The sequence below is a fragment of the Marinomonas phycocola genome, assembly GCF_047525455.1.
Classification (GTDB): domain Bacteria; phylum Pseudomonadota; class Gammaproteobacteria; order Pseudomonadales; family Marinomonadaceae; genus Marinomonas.
The window spans coordinates 109,592-125,967 of record NZ_JBLIXL010000007.1 but is presented as its reverse complement, the minus strand read 5'-3'; the positions used below and the strand labels follow the sequence as shown (position 1 = coordinate 125,967).

The following is a 16,376-nucleotide window of genomic DNA, read 5'->3' as shown; positions in this document are numbered from 1 at the left end:
TGGGTTGGTTATGCCTACTTATTAATCATTTTTTTAGTATTAAAAAACCCCGTCTGATAATAACCAGCGGGGTGTTTTAATAGATTGAATTGGCTATATACGGGTAGATTAGTCTAGATTATATTCCATTATCAATGGAGCATGATCGGCAAAACGTTGGCCCTTATAAACACTGCCTCCTTGGATTAAATGTTTGATTCCTGGGGTAGTAATTTGATAATCAAGGCGACCCCCTTCATCTAATTTCCATGCACGCTCGTAATCAGGCCACCAAGTGTATTGCTTATCTTGTTTGTTTGCTTGTCGAAAGGCATCAATGTATTCCATCTCATTGAAGATTTCATTAATCCACTTGCGTTCTTCAGGTAAAAAACCTGAATTTCTTTGGTTAACAAACCAACTGCTAACATCAATCGGTGAGCGAGCTACGTTTGTTGTGCCGCAAAAAATAAACTCTCGACGTTTACGCCGAGTTTTAATCAAATGGTTTTTAAAGCCCTCCATAAAGCGGTACTTGTGTTCTTGTAAGCTTGCTTCATGGTTAGAGCCATGTGGTGTTAAAAAAGAGCCGATACTAACGTTATCGAAATCTGCTTGAATAAAACGGCCTTCAATATCACATTCGGTAAATCCCATACCTGTCATGATGGCTTTAGGCATTTTTTTACAATAGATAGCGACGCCCGCGGTATCAGGGTCTTCCATTGAGTCAAAAAAATACGTGTTATAACCTGCTGGAAAAAAAACGCTGTCATTTAGGCTGCGTTCGTCAACTTGTATGTCTTGTAAGCAAACCACATCAGGATTCTGACGAATCATCCAATCAAAAAAGCCGCGTTCAGCTGCTTGTTTTATACCATTTACATTAAGGCTAATGACCTTCATTTCTGGTCCCTATAATTCAAAGCCATGTGTTATATTACCCGTTATAACTTTCTGGTTTCTATAACACGGGTTAAAGCGTGTTGTTTTTTTATGTTTTTATCTTTCTGGAGTTGGTCGTGCAAAAACCTTACCAAAGAGAATTTATCGAGTTCGCTATTTCTCAAAACGTCTTAAAATTTGGTGAATTCACACTCAAATCAGGGCGTGTAAGTCCTTATTTTTTCAATGCAGGCCTGTTTAATTCAGGTCAGGCGCTTGCTAAATTAGGGCGTTTTTATGCCTCTGCCCTGATGGACTCAGCGGTGCCATTTGATGTTTTGTTTGGGCCTGCCTATAAAGGCATACCACTCGCCACAACAACGGCTGTTGCTCTTTTTGACCATCATAACTATGACACACCTTATGTATTTAACCGTAAAGAAGCAAAAACTCACGGTGAAGGTGGCTCATTAGTTGGTGCACCTTTAGTCGGCAACGTCATGATCATTGATGATGTCATTACTGCCGGTACTGCCATACGAGAAGTGATGGTGACTATTCAGGAGGCTCAAGCAAAGCCAGCTGGAGTCCTAATTGCTCTCGATAGACAAGAGAAAGGTGGGGGAGAGTTGTCTGCAATTCAAGAAGTCGAAAGAGATTTTTCAATACCTGTCATTAGTATTGTCTCTTTAGGCGATATTATCACTTATCTTGAAGAACAAAATTCTCCAGAACTTTCTCAGCATCTAGCGGCGATTAAAGACTATCGCACTCAATACGGCATTTAATTTTATTGTCTATTAAGGCGATAACATTTGCTTTAATAGACTTAGTTTTTATAACGTACGATACTAATTTAGTATTATAGTTATTTTTTTCAAATTACTAGCGACTGACCATTAAATTGTTAATAATTGCATTCCATTGATCTGTCCACATTGCGGTAGGTTTGTTTTTAAACTCACTACGAACGTATTGACGGACTTTGCCTTCAATAATGGCAATTAACAGTTCTGCATTAGCGGCAACGCCAGCACTTGGCTTTAGGCCTTCTTTTAGGTCTGCTTCTCGAATAACTTGCTTCAGCTGTGTTTCAATGCGATCGAATAACTGGCAAATGCGTGTTCTTAGACGATCTGTTTCGCCAGATAATACGTCACCTGTTAATAAACGACACATTCCAGGATTTTGTTCGGCAAACCCTAAGACTAAAGATAAAATCATATGCAATCGTGCATTAACGTTTGTTTCTTCATGAAGAATGATATTAATACGAGAAAAAATGGTTTCTTCAATAAACGCAATCAAGCCTTCAAACATTTTAGCTTTACTTGGAAAATGACGATATAGAGCAGCCTCAGATACACCTACTTGTTTAGCTAAGGCGGCGGTTGTTATTCGAGCACCAGGGCTGCTTTCAAGCATCTGAGCGAGAGATTGTAGAATTTGAGTTCGGCGATCTATCTTCTTGGTCGTCATTATATTTTCATTCTTACTCAGTAAAGTTTTTATTTAAAGCCTGTGTCACTTAATTCATTTTTTCAGTTGGGTGCTAAGGTTGGTTTGAATTGGAGATTAATGTCCCAACACCTGCATCGGTAAATATTTCTAATAGTGTGGCATGAGGAACCCGACCATCAATAATATGAGAACTTGTTACCCCGGCATTTACGGCGGAAAGTGCACAACTTATTTTAGGAAGCATTCCTCCGTAAATTGTTCCATCTGCAATGAGCGCATCAACCTCTAAAGTTGTTAATCCAGTCAATACTTTGCCTTGTTTGTCTTGCAGACCAGCAATATTTGTTAACAATATTAATTTTTCTGCGTTGACCGCCTCAGCGACTTTGCCTGCGACCAAATCTGCATTGATATTATAGGCGTTCCCTTCAGAATCCACCCCAATTGGTGCAATGACAGGAATTAAATCGCTATTTTCTAGTACTTTTAAGACGCTGATATCGATGGAAGACACTTCACCTACATGTCCGATGTCAAGTTGCTCTGGTGCCTCCATGGAGTCAGATTGATGCTTAACAAACAATTTTTTAGCTTGTATAAAGCCACTGTCTTTTCCTGTTAAGCCGATGGCTTTGCCGCCCGCTCTGCTGATTAAATCAACGATGCCTTTATTTACCTGACCGCCTAGAACCATTTCAACAATGTCCATTGTGCGAGTATCGGTTACACGCATGCCATTAATGAATTTTGATTCAATATTAAGGTCGGACAACATTTTGCCAATTTGAGGCCCTCCACCGTGCACAACAATGGGATTGATACCAATCAGTTTCATTAAGACGATATCACGAGCAAACCCTGCTTGTAATGCCTTATCTGTCATGGCGTTGCCACCGTATTTGATGACAAGTGTTTTCCCTGCAAAACGTTGTATATAAGGAAGGGACTCACTTAGGACACTGGCGGTTTTTAGTGCAGAGTCTAGTGATAAAGGCATGTTGAAACGCTCCTCAAAATAAAAATGAAGTAATAACGGCATTGTATCGCATATTAAAGGCGATACGGTGACATATAAAGTTAAAATATGTGAGTGACTACTAATTGGGGGCGAAATAATAACGTGATATTGTGATATAGACTACAAAAAGTTAGTTTAATAAGCGTACAGAGGCGTGTCTTTTGAATGATAGAGAAGAAGATAAACGAAGCAAGAGTCGACCCTGTTACAGGGTCATTAGTGACAGTTTCAAAGAATCGCATGCTTCGTTTCAATGAAGGTTATTTAGTTTTTCCCAGTATGCCCAAAACCACCTGCACCACGTTCAGTTGCTATAAAGTCTTCAACCAGAGTGAATTCTGCTTGAACTACAGGTAATAAAACAAGTTGAGCAATACGCTCGCTAGGTTCGATAGTGAATGAGTCTTGGCCTCTATTCCAACAAGAAACCATCAGTTCTCCTTGGTAATCAGAATCAATCAGCCCGACTAGGTTCCCTAATACAATGCCGTGTTTATGACCTAACCCCGACCGAGGAAGTATTGTAGCGGCTAAATTTTGATCTTCAATGTAAATAGACAGACCCGTTGGGATTAAAATGGTATTACCTGGTGCCAGTGTTATTGGCGCGTCTAAGCATGCTCTAAGGTCTAAACCTGCAGACCCCTCTGTTGCGTAGCTTGGTAAAGGGATCTCTTTGCCAATTTTATCATTCAGTATCTTTAATTGAATTGCTTGTTTCATTCTGTCTTATATTCCCGTGGTGGTAAGTGTGAGTTAGCGATTGTGCTGTATTATAAAATTAACTAACAAGTCAGCCAGTTTTGTTTTATCGGCTTTATTGGGAGACCACGTGATGTCTTTTCCAACGATGGTCACTTCATTTTGATCTTGGTTAAAGCCAATGTCTTTTCTAGACACATCATTTGCAACAATAAGATCGAGGCCTTTCTTTGCTAATTTATCTTTAGCATAAGCAATAACGTTTTGCGTTTCGGCCGCGAATCCTACCACAAACTTTGCCATAGACTCAGAGACAACACTGGCAATGACATCTGGGTTTTTTACTAAATTGAGCTGCATCTCATTCGTGCCATTTTGCTTTTTCATTTTTTGAGTCGCAACTTCTTGAATGCGAAAATCCGCTACAGCGGCTGCGCCAATAAATACGTCAATAGGGCTTTTTTCACTGATGGCTCTGCATGCTTCCAGCATATCGATAGCGGAAAGTACATCTACCTTGGTTGTTTTCTCTGGTGTATTTAAAGAAACAGGACCACTTATTAATGTCACCTTAGCCCCTAATGTAGCGGCGGCACTGGCGAGTGCGTACCCCATTTTCCCAGAACTATGGTTACTGATAAAGCGAACAGGATCAATGGCTTCCATCGTTGGGCCAGCAGTAATCGCCCAGTGTTGCCCTGCTAGTGGTAATGGATCTGATGAGGTAGAGAGAAAATCATCAATGTAATTATAGATGTCTAATGGCTCACTCATTCGACCATACCCAATGTCACCACACGCTTGGGCACCAGATTCAGGCCCAATAGTGTGTACTCCACGTTCAAGCAGTGTTTTCAAATTAGATTGGGTGGCGGGGTGTTTCCACATGGCTTGATTCATTGCTGGTGCGATGATGACGGGTGACTCTGTTGCTAAACACAGAGTAGTGAGTAAATCATCCGCCATACCTGTTGTCTGTCTGGCCATAAAATCCGCCGATGCAGGGGCGATTAAAATTACGTCGGCCCATTTTGCCAGTTCAATGTGTCCCATTCCTGCTTCTGCTTCGGGGTCAAGTAAGCTTGTTCTCACTGGGAGGCCTGAAACGGCTTGGAGCGTCATTGGTGTGACAAACGCTAACGCCCCTTTTGTTAAAACGACTTGTACATGGGCCCCTGCCTTTTTTAATAATCGAACCAACTCGATGCTTTTGTAAGCAGCAATGCCTCCAGTGATACCCAAGAGGATTTTTTTATCATTTAGTGATGTCATAAAAAAAGGTTTCTCAAATAATTCTTTAATGGTTTATTGTGTGTTTTATGGTTTGAATATGACCATATATTTTCGAATAGGTTCGTAAACAAAAGAATAGCATGGATCAAGGAGTAGATCATGAGTATCAAACATTGGCCTGAGCAGGATAGACCGCGAGAAAAGTTAATGGCAAAAGGTGCGGAAGCGCTGAGTGATGCAGAGCTGTTAGCTATCTTTTTACGTGTAGGTATCAAAGGTACTAGCGCTGTTGAGTTAGCCCGACAAGCTATTATGCATTTTGGCGGATTACGACCTTTAATGTCGGCGTCTAAAGACGAGTTTTGTGCTTGTGCGGGATTTGGGGAGGCGAAATTTGTTCAGTTACAGGCAGTTCAGGAGATGACAAAGCGCCATTTGAATGAACAGCTTGTAAGAGAGGATGTCTTTACCAGTGCTGAGTTGGTGAAGCGGTATTTGAAAACTCATCTACAAATATCACAACGAGAAGTTTTTGCCGTTTTGTTTTTGGACAGCCAAAATAGGTTAATCCAATATAAGGAGCTGTTTTACGGAACCATTGATGCTGCTGTTGTTTACCCAAGAGAAGTCGTTAAAGAGGCGCTTAAATCCAATGCCGCTGCCTGCATTCTGGCTCATAACCATCCGTCAGGTGTAACAGAACCTAGCCAAGCGGATATATTAATTACTGGAAAAATAAAAAAGGCGCTAGATTTGGTTGATATTAGGTTGCTCGATCATTTTATAGTAGGGGATGGGCTGCCTGTGTCTTTGGCTGAGCGTGGGCAGGTTTAGCTCGATGCACTTTATGTTGTGTCGTATTTCTATTGGTTATTTTTTAACAAGCGGTTGCCAGTGGATTGTGCTTATGGGAGAATATGCGCCGCTATTCCTCGGTATGGGATTTTAGTGGTTTGATAAAGATGCCACGCTCCGCCTGAGGAAGTGCAGAACACTTCCAAAAATTTCTGGATAGCATTAAAAAGGTTTTAATATGTCTCGCGTATGTCAAGTTACGGGTAAGCGTCCTGTTACAGGTAATAACGTTTCCCACTCTAAACGTCGTACAAAACGTCGTTTTCTTCCTAACCTTCATTGGCACCGTTTTTGGGTAGAAAGCGAAAACCGCTTTGTGCGCATTCGTGTGTCCTCTAAAGGTATGCGTATTATCGATAAAAAAGGCATCGAGTCAGTTTTAGCTGATATTCGTGCAAATGGCGAAAAAGTATAAGGAGCTGAACCATGGCATCTAAAGGCGCTCGCGATTTAATTCGCATGGTATCATCTGCTGGTACCGGTCATTTTTACACTACGGATAAAAACAAGCGTAATACTCCTGATAAGTTGGAGTTTAAAAAATACGATCCTGTTATTCGTAAGCATGTAATGTACAAAGAAGCTAAAATTAAATAATTTTTGCTTTTATGTATAAAAAAACCGGCAGTGGCCGGTTTTTTTATACATAAAACATGGCAATCAGGGAAGATCATAAAGTGGCACTTTTTATGCATTTGAATTATTTATGGTACTGACATTATGCCTGAATTACCCGAAGTCGAAACAACAAAAAATGGAATAGAACCTTACCTGATAGATTCTGTTGTCGAGAAAATCGTTATCCGTCAGCCCAATTTAAGGTGGCCTATTACACCTGAACTGCCTGAAAATATGGAAGGGCAAGTGATTCGGTCTGTTTCTCGAAGAGGGAAATACATCGGAATACATACAGACAACGGTACGATGATGGCGCACTTAGGCATGTCTGGCAGTTTGTATTTGGTCGAGCAAAAAACAGAAGCCCTATTTCATGACCATGTTGATGTTGTGTTAAGTACTGGACAATGTCTACGCTATACAGACCCGAGGCGCTTTGGTTCTATATTGTGGACAGAAAATGACTGGATGCAACACCCTTTGCTTAACTCGCTTGGTCCTGAACCACTTACTTGTGCGTTTAATTCTGATTATTTAGTGGCAAAAGCGAAAATGAGAAAAAAACCGATTAAAACTTTTATTATGGACAGTAAAATTGTTGTTGGGGTTGGTAATATATACGCTAATGAGGCATTGTTTAAATCTGGTATTCGCCCCGATCGACATGCAGGGCGCATTAGTGAACGGCGTTTGTCATTATTAGTCGAGAATATTAAGATAATCTTACGAGAAGCCATTGAACAAGGTGGAACAACACTAAAAGACTTTGTTGGTGGCGATGGTAAACCGGGCTACTTTAAACAATCGTTATCTGTTTATGGACGAGCGGGCTCTGCTTGCGTCAATTGTCAAAAAGAGTTAACAGAGTCCCGTTTAGGGCAGCGCAGCACGGTTTTTTGTTCGTATTGCCAAAAATAGTGTTTTTATTTTGAATGATAAAAATGATAACAGGCGTTTTTTAATTGATAGCATTATGATAATAATGAGTGATATAAGATTTATCATAGTACGATTTTGTACGCATAAAATATGTGATTGTTCTGCGTAAAAAAGGATAATCGTTGCGATATGATACAAGAAAGTTTACTTTTGATCAGTTAGACAGAATTGATATATTTGTCAGACTCTAATTTAAAAAATATAAAGAGGAATCGGAATGAAAGGTGCATTTTTTATTACAGCTACGGCGTTGGCAATCAGTGTTGCTTCAGCTCACGCTGCGGACGTAAAGCCAGCGGTTGTCTATGATCAAGCAGGTAAATTTGATAAATCATTTAACGAAGGTGTTTATAATGGCATCGTTAAATTTACCAAAGATTCTGGTATTCAAGTTCGTGAATTTGAACCGAAAAATGAAACTCAAACAGAGCAAGGTTTACGTCGTTTAGCAAAACGTGGCCATTCTCCTATCGTTGCTGTTGGTTTCTCAATGGCATCCGCTCTTGAACGAGTTGCGAAGGACTTCCCAGATTTACAATTTACTATCATCGATATGGTTGTTGATTTACCAAATGTACAATCTGTTGTATTTAAAGAGCACGAAGGTTCGTTCTTAGTCGGTGCTTTAGCTGCACTGAAATCTGAAACTGCGAAAGTGGGTTTTGTCGGTGGAATGGATATTCCATTAATCCGTCGTTTTGCTTGTGGTTATCAGCAAGGTGTTAAATACGTTGTATCAAATGCTGACGTTTTCCAAAACATGACTGGCTCAACTCCGTCAGCGTTTAATGACCCTACAAAAGGCGCAGAGTTAGCGAAAAGCCAATTCTCTAAAGGCGCTGATGTAGTCTTTGCTGCTGCTGGTGGCACGGGAATCGGTGTGTACCAAGCGGCGAAAGATGAAGGTAAATTTGCAATTGGTGTGGATTCAAACCAAAACCATTTACAGCCAGGTACTATGCTTACTTCCATGGTTAAGCGTGTTGATTTAGCGGCTTACAATACATACGATCAAGCGGCTAAAGGCACTTGGGCTTCTGGTTTGACTGTTTTAGGCCTTGCTGAAGGTGGCGTTGATTGGGCTTTAGATGATAATAATGCGTCATTAGTTGATGCTGATATGAAGTCAAAAATGGATGCGATTCGTGCGGATATTGTAAGTGGTAAAGTTGTTGTACATGATTATATGTCAAATAATTCATGTGACATATAATTAAGTTAGTAAAACAGCCGTCTCTATAGACGGCTGTTTTTGTTTAAAATATATATGGAGACATGTGTTTCTGTGTGAAATTATTGTTGTAAAAGAGTTGTTTCTGATAGTTAATTCACAGCATGTATTTTGTTAGGTCAAATAAAAACGCAATACTGACAACAGCGCATTATAATGACTTAAATGTAGCCGAGTAGAGCGTTACAAGTTATTAGTTTCTTCTAAAAATAAACGCAGATAAACCACAATCTTATGAACAACAAAAGTCCATTAGCAATCGAACTGCGCGATATCAGTAAACGCTTCGGTTCCGTACAGGCAAATAAAGATATTTGTCTTCAAGTCCCTATGGGGACTATCCACGGTATTATCGGCGAAAATGGTGCTGGTAAATCAACTTTAATGAGCATCATCTACGGTTTTTACGCCGCAGATACTGGTGATATTGAGATAGGCGGATCAATCACTCACATTAAGACGTCTGAAGATGCCATTAATGCTGGTATCGGTATGGTCCATCAACATTTTATGTTGGTTGAAAACTTTACTGTACTAGAAAATGTGATGTTAGGCGCTGAGGGTGGCGCTATGTTGAAACAAGGGAAAATTGCAGCAAGAGCAGAGCTTAAAAGACTCGCGTCTGAATACAGTTTGGATGTGGATGTGGATGCTATTGTAGAAGAATTGCCTGTTGGCCTGCAACAGCGAGTCGAAATTCTAAAAGCGTTATACCGTGGCGCAAAAGTTCTGATACTGGATGAGCCAACAGGTGTTTTAACACCTCAAGAAGCCGATCATTTGTTTGTGATTCTAAAGTCGCTAAAAGAACAAGGTGTTACGGTCTTGTTAATTACGCATAAATTGCGTGAAATTATGGCCTCGACAGACAATGTTTCGGTTATGAGACAAGGTCAAATGGTGGCTCATCGTGAAACCAAAAATACCAGTAAAGAAGAATTAGCTGAATTAATGGTAGGTAAAAAAGTCCGCTTGAAGGTGGATAAAGATGAAGCGACCCCAACAAAGGTTGCTTTATCAGCGAAGAATTTAAGCCTTGTTGACAGCCAAGGTGTTAAACGTTTGAAAAACGTGAGTTTTGAATTAAAGGCAGGTGAAATTGTCGGCATTGCAGGTGTGTCTGGTAATGGTCAGAGTGAACTACTGAATGTGCTGTCTGGCATTTCTGCCTTGTCGGAAGGAGAGATTCAGTTTTCAGGTGAAACCATTACACCTAAGAACCCTAAAAATGCGTCCCAAATGCGTGATTTGAAAATGGCACACGTGCCAGAAGATCGACATAAAATGGGTCTTGTTACCGGTTTTGAGGCCTATGAATCGGCTATTCTGGGGTATCACAATTTATCTGTATACAATGGTCCTATTTTATTAGATCGAAAAGCAATGCTGTCTGAATGTGAAGAAAGAATGGCCAAATGGGATGTTCGTCCGCCTAATCCCCATTTAAAAACCGCCAATTTCTCGGGTGGTAATCAGCAAAAAATTGTCATTGCTCGTGAAGTGGAGCAAAACCCCAATGTACTTTTAATTGGTCAGCCGACACGTGGTGTCGATATTGGTGCAATTGAAAATATTCATGAAGAAATTGTGAAATTAAGAGATTCTGGTAAGGCGATTTTACTTGTCTCAGTAGAGTTGGATGAAATTATGGCATTAAGTGACCGTATTCTTGTCATGTTTGATGGCGCGGTGATTGGATCAGTACTTGCGAGTGAAGCAGACGAACGCATTTTGGGCTTAATGATGGCCAATGCTTATAGCGACCCATCAGCTAAAGCAGGAGAAAAAGAATGAGCCAAGCAAAAGTTCCTGCGTGGGTAAGCATTGCACTGATTCCTTTTATTAATGTGATGCTCGCGTTTATTGTCTCAGCTTTGGTTATTTTAGCCTTAGGTGAAGATCCAATAGAAGCGGCTGGCTATCTGATATACGGTGCTTTTGGTTACGATGAAGGCATTGGATACACATTATATTATGCAACGAATCTTATTTTTACGGGACTTGCTGTCTCGGTGGCCTTTAAGGCGGGCTTATTTAACATAGGTGGTGAAGGTCAGGCGTATATTGGGGGATTGGGTGTTGGTTTAGTATGTCTTTGGCTTGATTCGACTATGTCTCTTTTTGTTATTGTGCCTCTTGCCATTATCGGTGGTGCGTTATTTGGTGCGGCTTGGGCTTATATCCCGGCTTATTTACAAGCACGTCGTGGCAGTCACGTTGTTATTACAACCATTATGTTTAACTTTATTGCATCGTCCTTGATGGTGTATTTAATGGTTAACTGGCTAAAACAAGATGGTCGTATGTCTCCCAATAGTAGAACATTTGACGAGTCAGCTTGGTTACCATATATGCATGAAATGTTGGCTCCTTTTGGTATTGAAATCAGTGAGTCTCCTTTAAATGCGGCTTTTCTATGGGCATTAATTTGCTGTGTGTTTGTTTGGGTATTAATTTGGCATACACGATGGGGGTTTCAGTTAAGAACCATTGGTACCAATGCTACTGCTGCATTGTATGCGGGTATTGATAATCCAAAAGTAACTATCTGGGTGATGTTGATTTCAGGTGCGTTAGCGGGTTTTGTTGGTCTAAATGAAATCATGGGTGTTAACCACAGCTTATTGCTGAATTTTACTGCGGGCTATGGGTTTGCTGGTATTGCCGTTTCTCTAATGGGGCGTAATCATCCCGTTGGTATTGTTATTGCGGCCATTTTGTTTGGTGCGCTGTATCAGGGCGGAGCTGAATTAGCTTTTGAGATTCCCAGTATTACGCCGGAGATCGTTGTGGTGATTCAGGGTCTGGTTATTCTATTTTCTGGTGCGTTAGAAAATATGTTGAAAGGCCGTATTGAAGGCCTATTTATTCGTAAATCTGTGGCGTAGGGGTAGATCATGTTTGAAACACTAATTTTGATTCTTGACGCAACAATGCGCGTTTCGACACCTTTGATCCTAGCCGCTCTTGCTGGCCTGTTTTCTGAGCGTTCTGGTATTGTTGATATTGGTTTGGAAGGGAAAATCTTAGGCGGTGCATTTGCTGCTGCGGCAGCAGCGTCTGTATTTGGTTCGGCTTGGGTCGGTTTAGCTTTTGCAATGTTAGCATCGATTGGCTTGGCTTTGATTCATGGTTTTGCCTGTATTACTCACCGTGGTGATCATATCGTGAGTGGTGTTGCTATTAACACGATTGTGGCTGGCCTGACGGTAACTCTTGGCTTAGATTGGTTTGGTATGGGTGGTCAAACACCGACACTTTCGGGGGATGGTCGTTTCTTATCGATTACTTTACCATTTGCGAATACGTTGGCGGATGTGCCTATTATTGGTCTTGTTTATTCCGAGCTATTAAGCGGGCACAATATATTGGTCTACATTGCGTTTGCATGTGTTCCTGTAACTTACTGGGCTGTTTATAAAACGCGTTTTGGCTTGCGATTACGCGCTGTGGGGGAAAATCCTCACGCAGTGGATACGGCTGGTATCTCTGTTGCATTCTTACGTTATAGAGCGGTGATTATTTGTGGCCTCTTGTGTGGTCTTGCGGGTGCTTACTTGTCTACAGCACATAACGCCGGGTTCTTGAGGGATATGAGTGCGGGTAAAGGCTATATTGCATTGGCTGCTCTTATTTTTGGTAAGTGGAAGCCGGTTCCTGTTTTGTTGGCGTGTTTATTATTTGGCTTCTTGGATGCGGTCGCAGTGCGTATGCAAGGTGTTTCAATACCTGGCATTGGAGAAATTCCTGTACAGGCAATTGAAGTACTGCCTTATCTTCTTACTGTTCTATTGTTGGCTGGATTCATTGGTAAAGCCGTTGGGCCAAAAGCGGTTGGCCGACCTTATGTAAAAGAGAGAGCGTAAAATGGCTCAGGATCAAGATAATGAGTTATTTGATTTAGCGGCACACGCGATGAGTAAGGCCTATGTGCCTTACTCTAAGTTTACTGTTGGAGCCGCTATTCGTACATCAAGTGGGTCAACGTATTCAGGGTGCAATGTAGAAAATGCATCTTATCCAGAGGGTATGTGTGCCGAAGCAGGTGCCATTGCTTCGATGGTCTTGGATGGGCAAACGAAAATCGAAAGTATTTACGTCATAGGTAAGGGTGATGCTTTGGTAACACCTTGTGGCGGCTGCCGTCAGAAGATTCGTGAGTTCTCTACATCGAAAACCATGATTCATATTTGTGATCCAGAAGGAGTGAAAAAATCCATGACAATGGAAGAATTATTGCCTTTCTCCTTTGGGCCAGAGAATCTAAAATAAACAGAAATAGTAGTAATGGATTAAGAGTCAGTTTAAGGTTTATCACGCAAAAAATTGTTTTCAAACCGCCATGGAACCGCGTAAGAACCATAGGGAATAGCCTGCGCTATCAGTGGGTTACTTTTTATAGTTTAAGAAGGAAGGTGTAATGAAAGCGTATCAATTAAGTGCAGGGTATTTGCGCAATAAAATGGGGTAACGTAAGCTTAAGATAGTCATTGCTTTAGGCAGTGGTCTAGGTGCGTTAGCGGATGCAATTGAAGATCCACTGATTGTCCCTTATTACGACATACCCGGCTTCCCTTCGTCTACGGTTCATGGACATAAAGGTCAACTAGTCATAGGGAAGCTAGGCAACCAATAAGTGGCTTGTATGCAAGGGCGCTTCCATATCTACGAAGGCATTGCCCCTGATGTTCTGCAAATTCCCCTACGAGCGTTAAAGTTGATTGGTTGTGAACAAGTTCTATTAACCAATGCTGCTGGCAGTCTGCATCAAAAAATGGGGCCTGGAAGCTTAATGTTGATTGAAGACCACATTAATTTTACGGGGATCAATCCTTTAATCGGCATAAACGACGATGCTGCAGGGCCACGATTCCAAGATTTAACCCAAGCTTACGATATTAATATGAGCGAAAGCATTCAGCGCGTAGCAAAAGAGATGGACATTGAGTTGCACAAAGGAGTGTCTCTATGGGTAATTGGCCCAACATTTAAAACACCCTAATTCTGAACCCAGAGCTAGGGTGTTTTTTCATGAGCATTTTAAAAAGGAAAAAGCAGAGAGATGGCGTATTTACACGGAGATAATATCGAGTATACTGTACTAGTACGCTAGTTCAAAAACGTCAGGAACAATGATATGCAAGAGATAGCAAAATATTTGCTGACAGCCAAAGATGAAAAAGCAATGCAAAAACTGTTACAAGGGTTGCTTACACCTAATGAAGTGAACGAAATGAGTAAGCGTTTGGAAATTTTTGCATTGCTTAAAAAAGGGGTTTCTCAAAGAGAAATTGCAAAACAGTTGGGGGTGGGAATTGCCACAGTAACCCGAGGCTCACGGGCTTTGAAAGAATTGGAAGAAGAATGATGCAGGCAAAACCAGAACCATTTAAGTTACCGCGCAAGCCCCATTACGTTACTGTATCAGAAAGGTGTGATTTCTTTGAATTATTTAAAAAAGTAGAGAAACGCTTCGAGACTTGCTTCATGCTTGAATCGTTAGGAGAAGAAAGTTTTATCTCTCGTTACTCTATCATTGGGTTCGATCCAGAAAAAATACTGTGGGCTGAAGGCAATAAACTTCATATTCAAGATTATGATGGTGAAGTGAATACTTACCTATCTGATAACCCTTACTATTTATTGAGAGACATTGTCCCTCAAAATATTTTATCGCGTAAATATTCGGGCGGATTAACCGGCTACATTGGCTATGATGCCATGAATTATTTTGAACCCAGCTTGAAATTGCATACAAGCGATATGTTTGAAGCGTTTAAATTTGGGCTGTACACAGATGGCCTTATTTTAGACAAAATGACGGGTGTTATTTTTTACTTTTATTATGGTGATCAAAACAGTAGCAGCAATCGTATGTCTCTTATCGACGAGATGTTAGCTGAAACGACTCCTGAAAATGGCCCTCTGATTGTTAAGCCTCAGGGCGAGTCCATGACAAAAGCAGATCACGCTGATGCGGTCGCGAAAGTTAAGCAAGACATTGTCGATGGCAAAATTTTTCAAACGGAAGTGGGCTTTAAAAAATGGTTTAGTCTGGACGGTGACTGCATCAATATTTATGAGCAGATGCGCCAAATTAACCCATCACCTCAGATGTATTTTATTAAATTTGGTGAGCAAAAAATCATTGGTGCAAGCCCTGAAATGTTGTTCCGCCTTAGACAGGGAGAAATGGAAACCTTCCCACTTGCTGGCACGGCCAAACGAGGCGAAACAGAAGCAGAAGACAGAGAATTGGCTCGCATTCTCTTAAATGACCCAAAAGAAATTGCCGAACACAATATGATTGTTGACTTACACCGTAATGATATTGGACGTGTCGCCCAATTCGGTACCGTTAAAGTTCGTAGTCTTATGGATATAAAGCGTTTCAGTCACGTGCAACATATATCGAGCGAGATTGTCGGTATTATGGCTGAAAATGAAGACATGTTTTCGGGCCTTGCAAGTAATTTCCCTGCAGGAACGTTAACAGGTGCACCGAAAATTGAAGCAATGAAAATTATCGATGATTTGGAGGCGGAAGGCCGCGGTCCTTATGGTGGAGCAGTCGGGCACTTTTCCTTTAATGGTGATTGTACCTTTGCGATACCAATACGTACAGTCTTTGCTAACAATGAAAAAGCCTATGTTCAGACTTGTGGTGGCAATGTTTTTGATTCGAATGCAGAAGATGAGTATGAAGAAATTCAACGAAAATTTGCAGGAACGAAACGTGTGCTTGATCAATTTATTCCATCGGATTTAGGTTAAAGGGTTGTATTAAAATGAAAGTGTATATTATTGATAATTATGATTCTTTTACTTACAACCTGTATCAATACATAGGTGAGATATTAACCAGTGAAAAGAATCGCGGGCAGATCAACGATTTTCAAGTTGTTGTAAAGCGTAATGACGATTTTGTTTTAGACGACTTAAAGGATGCAGATAGAATCATTATTTCTCCTGGTCCTGGTTCGCCAGAAGACGAGTCGTATTTTGGTCAATGTTCAGAAGTGATTAAAGAGTTGGGGAAAACCATCCCATTGATGGGGGTCTGTTTAGGAATGCAAGGAATTGTTCACGTGTTTAGTGGTCGAGTGATCAAAGCGCCACTGCCAATGCATGGAAAAACCAGTCCAATTCAACAAGATGGGCAAGGCATTTTCAAGGACATACCTGATCAGCTTGAAGTGATGCGTTACCACTCTTTAGTCGCTGACAATGAAACCTTTCCTGATTGCTTAAATGTTACGGCGGCAGTCGGTGATTTATCTAACGTGGATTTTGGTAATTTGAATAAAATTCGAGCGGGTGGTGAGTTTGAAATTATGGGAGTACGTCATAAAAAATACCCTATTCAAGGCATTCAGTTTCATCCTGAATCGTTTGCCACTGAAGGTGGTAAAGACTTGATCCGAAATTTCTTATTTCAAGTGTAAGGGTCGACTT

At 40.9% G+C, this 16,376-nt stretch carries 18 protein-coding genes and 1 pseudogene; 14 read left to right on the top strand and 5 right to left on the bottom strand.

Features of this window, described 5'->3' with window-relative positions; genetic code table 11:
* Positions 1-108 precede the first annotated feature (108 nt).
* The gene (locus ACMUMJ_RS07540; protein WP_414678203.1) at positions 109-885 is read right to left on the bottom strand and encodes an exodeoxyribonuclease III; all 777 of its coding nucleotides are present in this window, start codon (positions 883-885) and stop codon (positions 109-111) included.
* 116 nt (positions 886-1,001) lie between these two features.
* On the opposite strand from ACMUMJ_RS07540, the gene pyrE reads away from it, so the two are divergent.
* Positions 1,002-1,652 (top strand): orotate phosphoribosyltransferase, encoded by a 651-nt coding sequence (pyrE, locus tag ACMUMJ_RS07535; RefSeq protein WP_414678202.1) that lies wholly within the window; start codon positions 1,002-1,004, stop codon positions 1,650-1,652.
* A 97-nt stretch (positions 1,653-1,749) separates the two neighbouring features.
* Here pyrE and slmA read toward each other — a convergent pair whose 3' ends face one another.
* The 4 genes from slmA to coaBC form a co-directional block, all read right to left on the bottom strand.
* A complete protein-coding gene (gene slmA / locus ACMUMJ_RS07530; protein ID WP_414678201.1) occupies positions 1,750-2,343 on the bottom strand; it encodes a nucleoid occlusion factor SlmA in 594 nt (197 codons plus the stop codon).
* A gap of 73 nt (positions 2,344-2,416) precedes the next feature.
* Complete coding sequence (argB, locus tag ACMUMJ_RS07525; protein WP_414678200.1) at positions 2,417-3,322, bottom strand: acetylglutamate kinase; 906 nt, start codon at positions 3,320-3,322, stop codon at positions 2,417-2,419.
* Positions 3,323-3,607: 285 nt separating this feature from the next.
* Positions 3,608-4,066 carry a dUTP diphosphatase gene (dut, locus tag ACMUMJ_RS07520; protein WP_414678199.1) on the bottom strand — a complete coding sequence of 153 codons (459 nt, stop codon included), beginning with the start codon at positions 4,064-4,066 and terminating at the stop codon, positions 3,608-3,610.
* 33 nt (positions 4,067-4,099) lie between these two features.
* Positions 4,100-5,317 (bottom strand): bifunctional phosphopantothenoylcysteine decarboxylase/phosphopantothenate--cysteine ligase CoaBC, encoded by a 1,218-nt coding sequence (gene coaBC / locus ACMUMJ_RS07515; RefSeq protein WP_414678198.1) that lies wholly within the window; start codon positions 5,315-5,317, stop codon positions 4,100-4,102.
* Positions 5,318-5,437: 120 nt separating this feature from the next.
* Between coaBC and radC the strand changes: the two genes are divergently transcribed.
* The 13 genes and pseudogenes from radC to ACMUMJ_RS07450 all read left to right on the top strand — a co-directional run bounded on the left by radC (position 5,438) and on the right by ACMUMJ_RS07450 (position 16,366).
* A complete protein-coding gene (radC, locus tag ACMUMJ_RS07510) occupies positions 5,438-6,112 on the top strand; it encodes a RadC family protein (protein ID WP_414678197.1) in 675 nt (224 codons plus the stop codon).
* Positions 6,113-6,311: 199 nt separating this feature from the next.
* Positions 6,312-6,548, top strand: a complete 237-nt coding sequence (rpmB, locus tag ACMUMJ_RS07505) for a 50S ribosomal protein L28 (RefSeq protein WP_414678196.1) — start codon at positions 6,312-6,314, stop codon at positions 6,546-6,548.
* Between the two features lie 11 nt (positions 6,549-6,559).
* Positions 6,560-6,730 (top strand): 50S ribosomal protein L33, encoded by a 171-nt coding sequence (gene rpmG, locus ACMUMJ_RS07500; protein WP_414678195.1) that lies wholly within the window; start codon positions 6,560-6,562, stop codon positions 6,728-6,730.
* 123 nt (positions 6,731-6,853) lie between these two features.
* Positions 6,854-7,669 carry a bifunctional DNA-formamidopyrimidine glycosylase/DNA-(apurinic or apyrimidinic site) lyase gene (gene mutM / locus ACMUMJ_RS07495; RefSeq protein ID WP_414678194.1) on the top strand — a complete coding sequence of 272 codons (816 nt, stop codon included), beginning with the start codon at positions 6,854-6,856 and terminating at the stop codon, positions 7,667-7,669.
* A 238-nt stretch (positions 7,670-7,907) separates the two neighbouring features.
* Complete coding sequence (locus ACMUMJ_RS07490) at positions 7,908-8,903, top strand: BMP family lipoprotein (protein ID WP_414678193.1); 996 nt, start codon at positions 7,908-7,910, stop codon at positions 8,901-8,903.
* 252 nt (positions 8,904-9,155) lie between these two features.
* Positions 9,156-10,715 (top strand): ABC transporter ATP-binding protein, encoded by a 1,560-nt coding sequence (locus ACMUMJ_RS07485; RefSeq protein ID WP_414678192.1) that lies wholly within the window; start codon positions 9,156-9,158, stop codon positions 10,713-10,715.
* Positions 10,712-11,809 carry an ABC transporter permease gene (locus tag ACMUMJ_RS07480; RefSeq protein WP_414678191.1) on the top strand — a complete coding sequence of 366 codons (1,098 nt, stop codon included), beginning with the start codon at positions 10,712-10,714 and terminating at the stop codon, positions 11,807-11,809. Before ACMUMJ_RS07485 ends, ACMUMJ_RS07480 begins: the two co-directional genes overlap by 4 nt.
* A gap of 9 nt (positions 11,810-11,818) precedes the next feature.
* Positions 11,819-12,787, top strand: a complete 969-nt coding sequence (locus ACMUMJ_RS07475; protein ID WP_414678190.1) for an ABC transporter permease — start codon at positions 11,819-11,821, stop codon at positions 12,785-12,787.
* A gap of 1 nt (position 12,788) precedes the next feature.
* Positions 12,789-13,193: a cytidine deaminase gene (gene cdd, locus ACMUMJ_RS07470; protein ID WP_414678189.1), complete on the top strand. Its 405-nt coding sequence runs from the start codon at positions 12,789-12,791 to the stop codon at positions 13,191-13,193.
* Between the two features lie 373 nt (positions 13,194-13,566).
* On the top strand, positions 13,567-13,923 hold the full coding sequence (locus tag ACMUMJ_RS07465) for a phosphorylase family protein (protein WP_414678188.1): 357 nt from the start codon (positions 13,567-13,569) through the stop codon (positions 13,921-13,923).
* Positions 13,924-14,040: 117 nt separating this feature from the next.
* Positions 14,041-14,289: pseudogene (locus ACMUMJ_RS07460) on the top strand (Trp family transcriptional regulator); the annotation flags it as partial.
* The gene (locus ACMUMJ_RS07455; RefSeq protein ID WP_414678244.1) at positions 14,289-15,695 is read left to right on the top strand and encodes an anthranilate synthase component I family protein; all 1,407 of its coding nucleotides are present in this window, start codon (positions 14,289-14,291) and stop codon (positions 15,693-15,695) included. The pseudogene ACMUMJ_RS07460 and the gene ACMUMJ_RS07455, both read left to right, overlap by 1 nt.
* Before the next feature lie 14 nt (positions 15,696-15,709).
* The gene (locus tag ACMUMJ_RS07450; RefSeq protein WP_414678187.1) at positions 15,710-16,366 is read left to right on the top strand and encodes an anthranilate synthase component II; all 657 of its coding nucleotides are present in this window, start codon (positions 15,710-15,712) and stop codon (positions 16,364-16,366) included.
* Positions 16,367-16,376 lie beyond the last annotated feature (10 nt).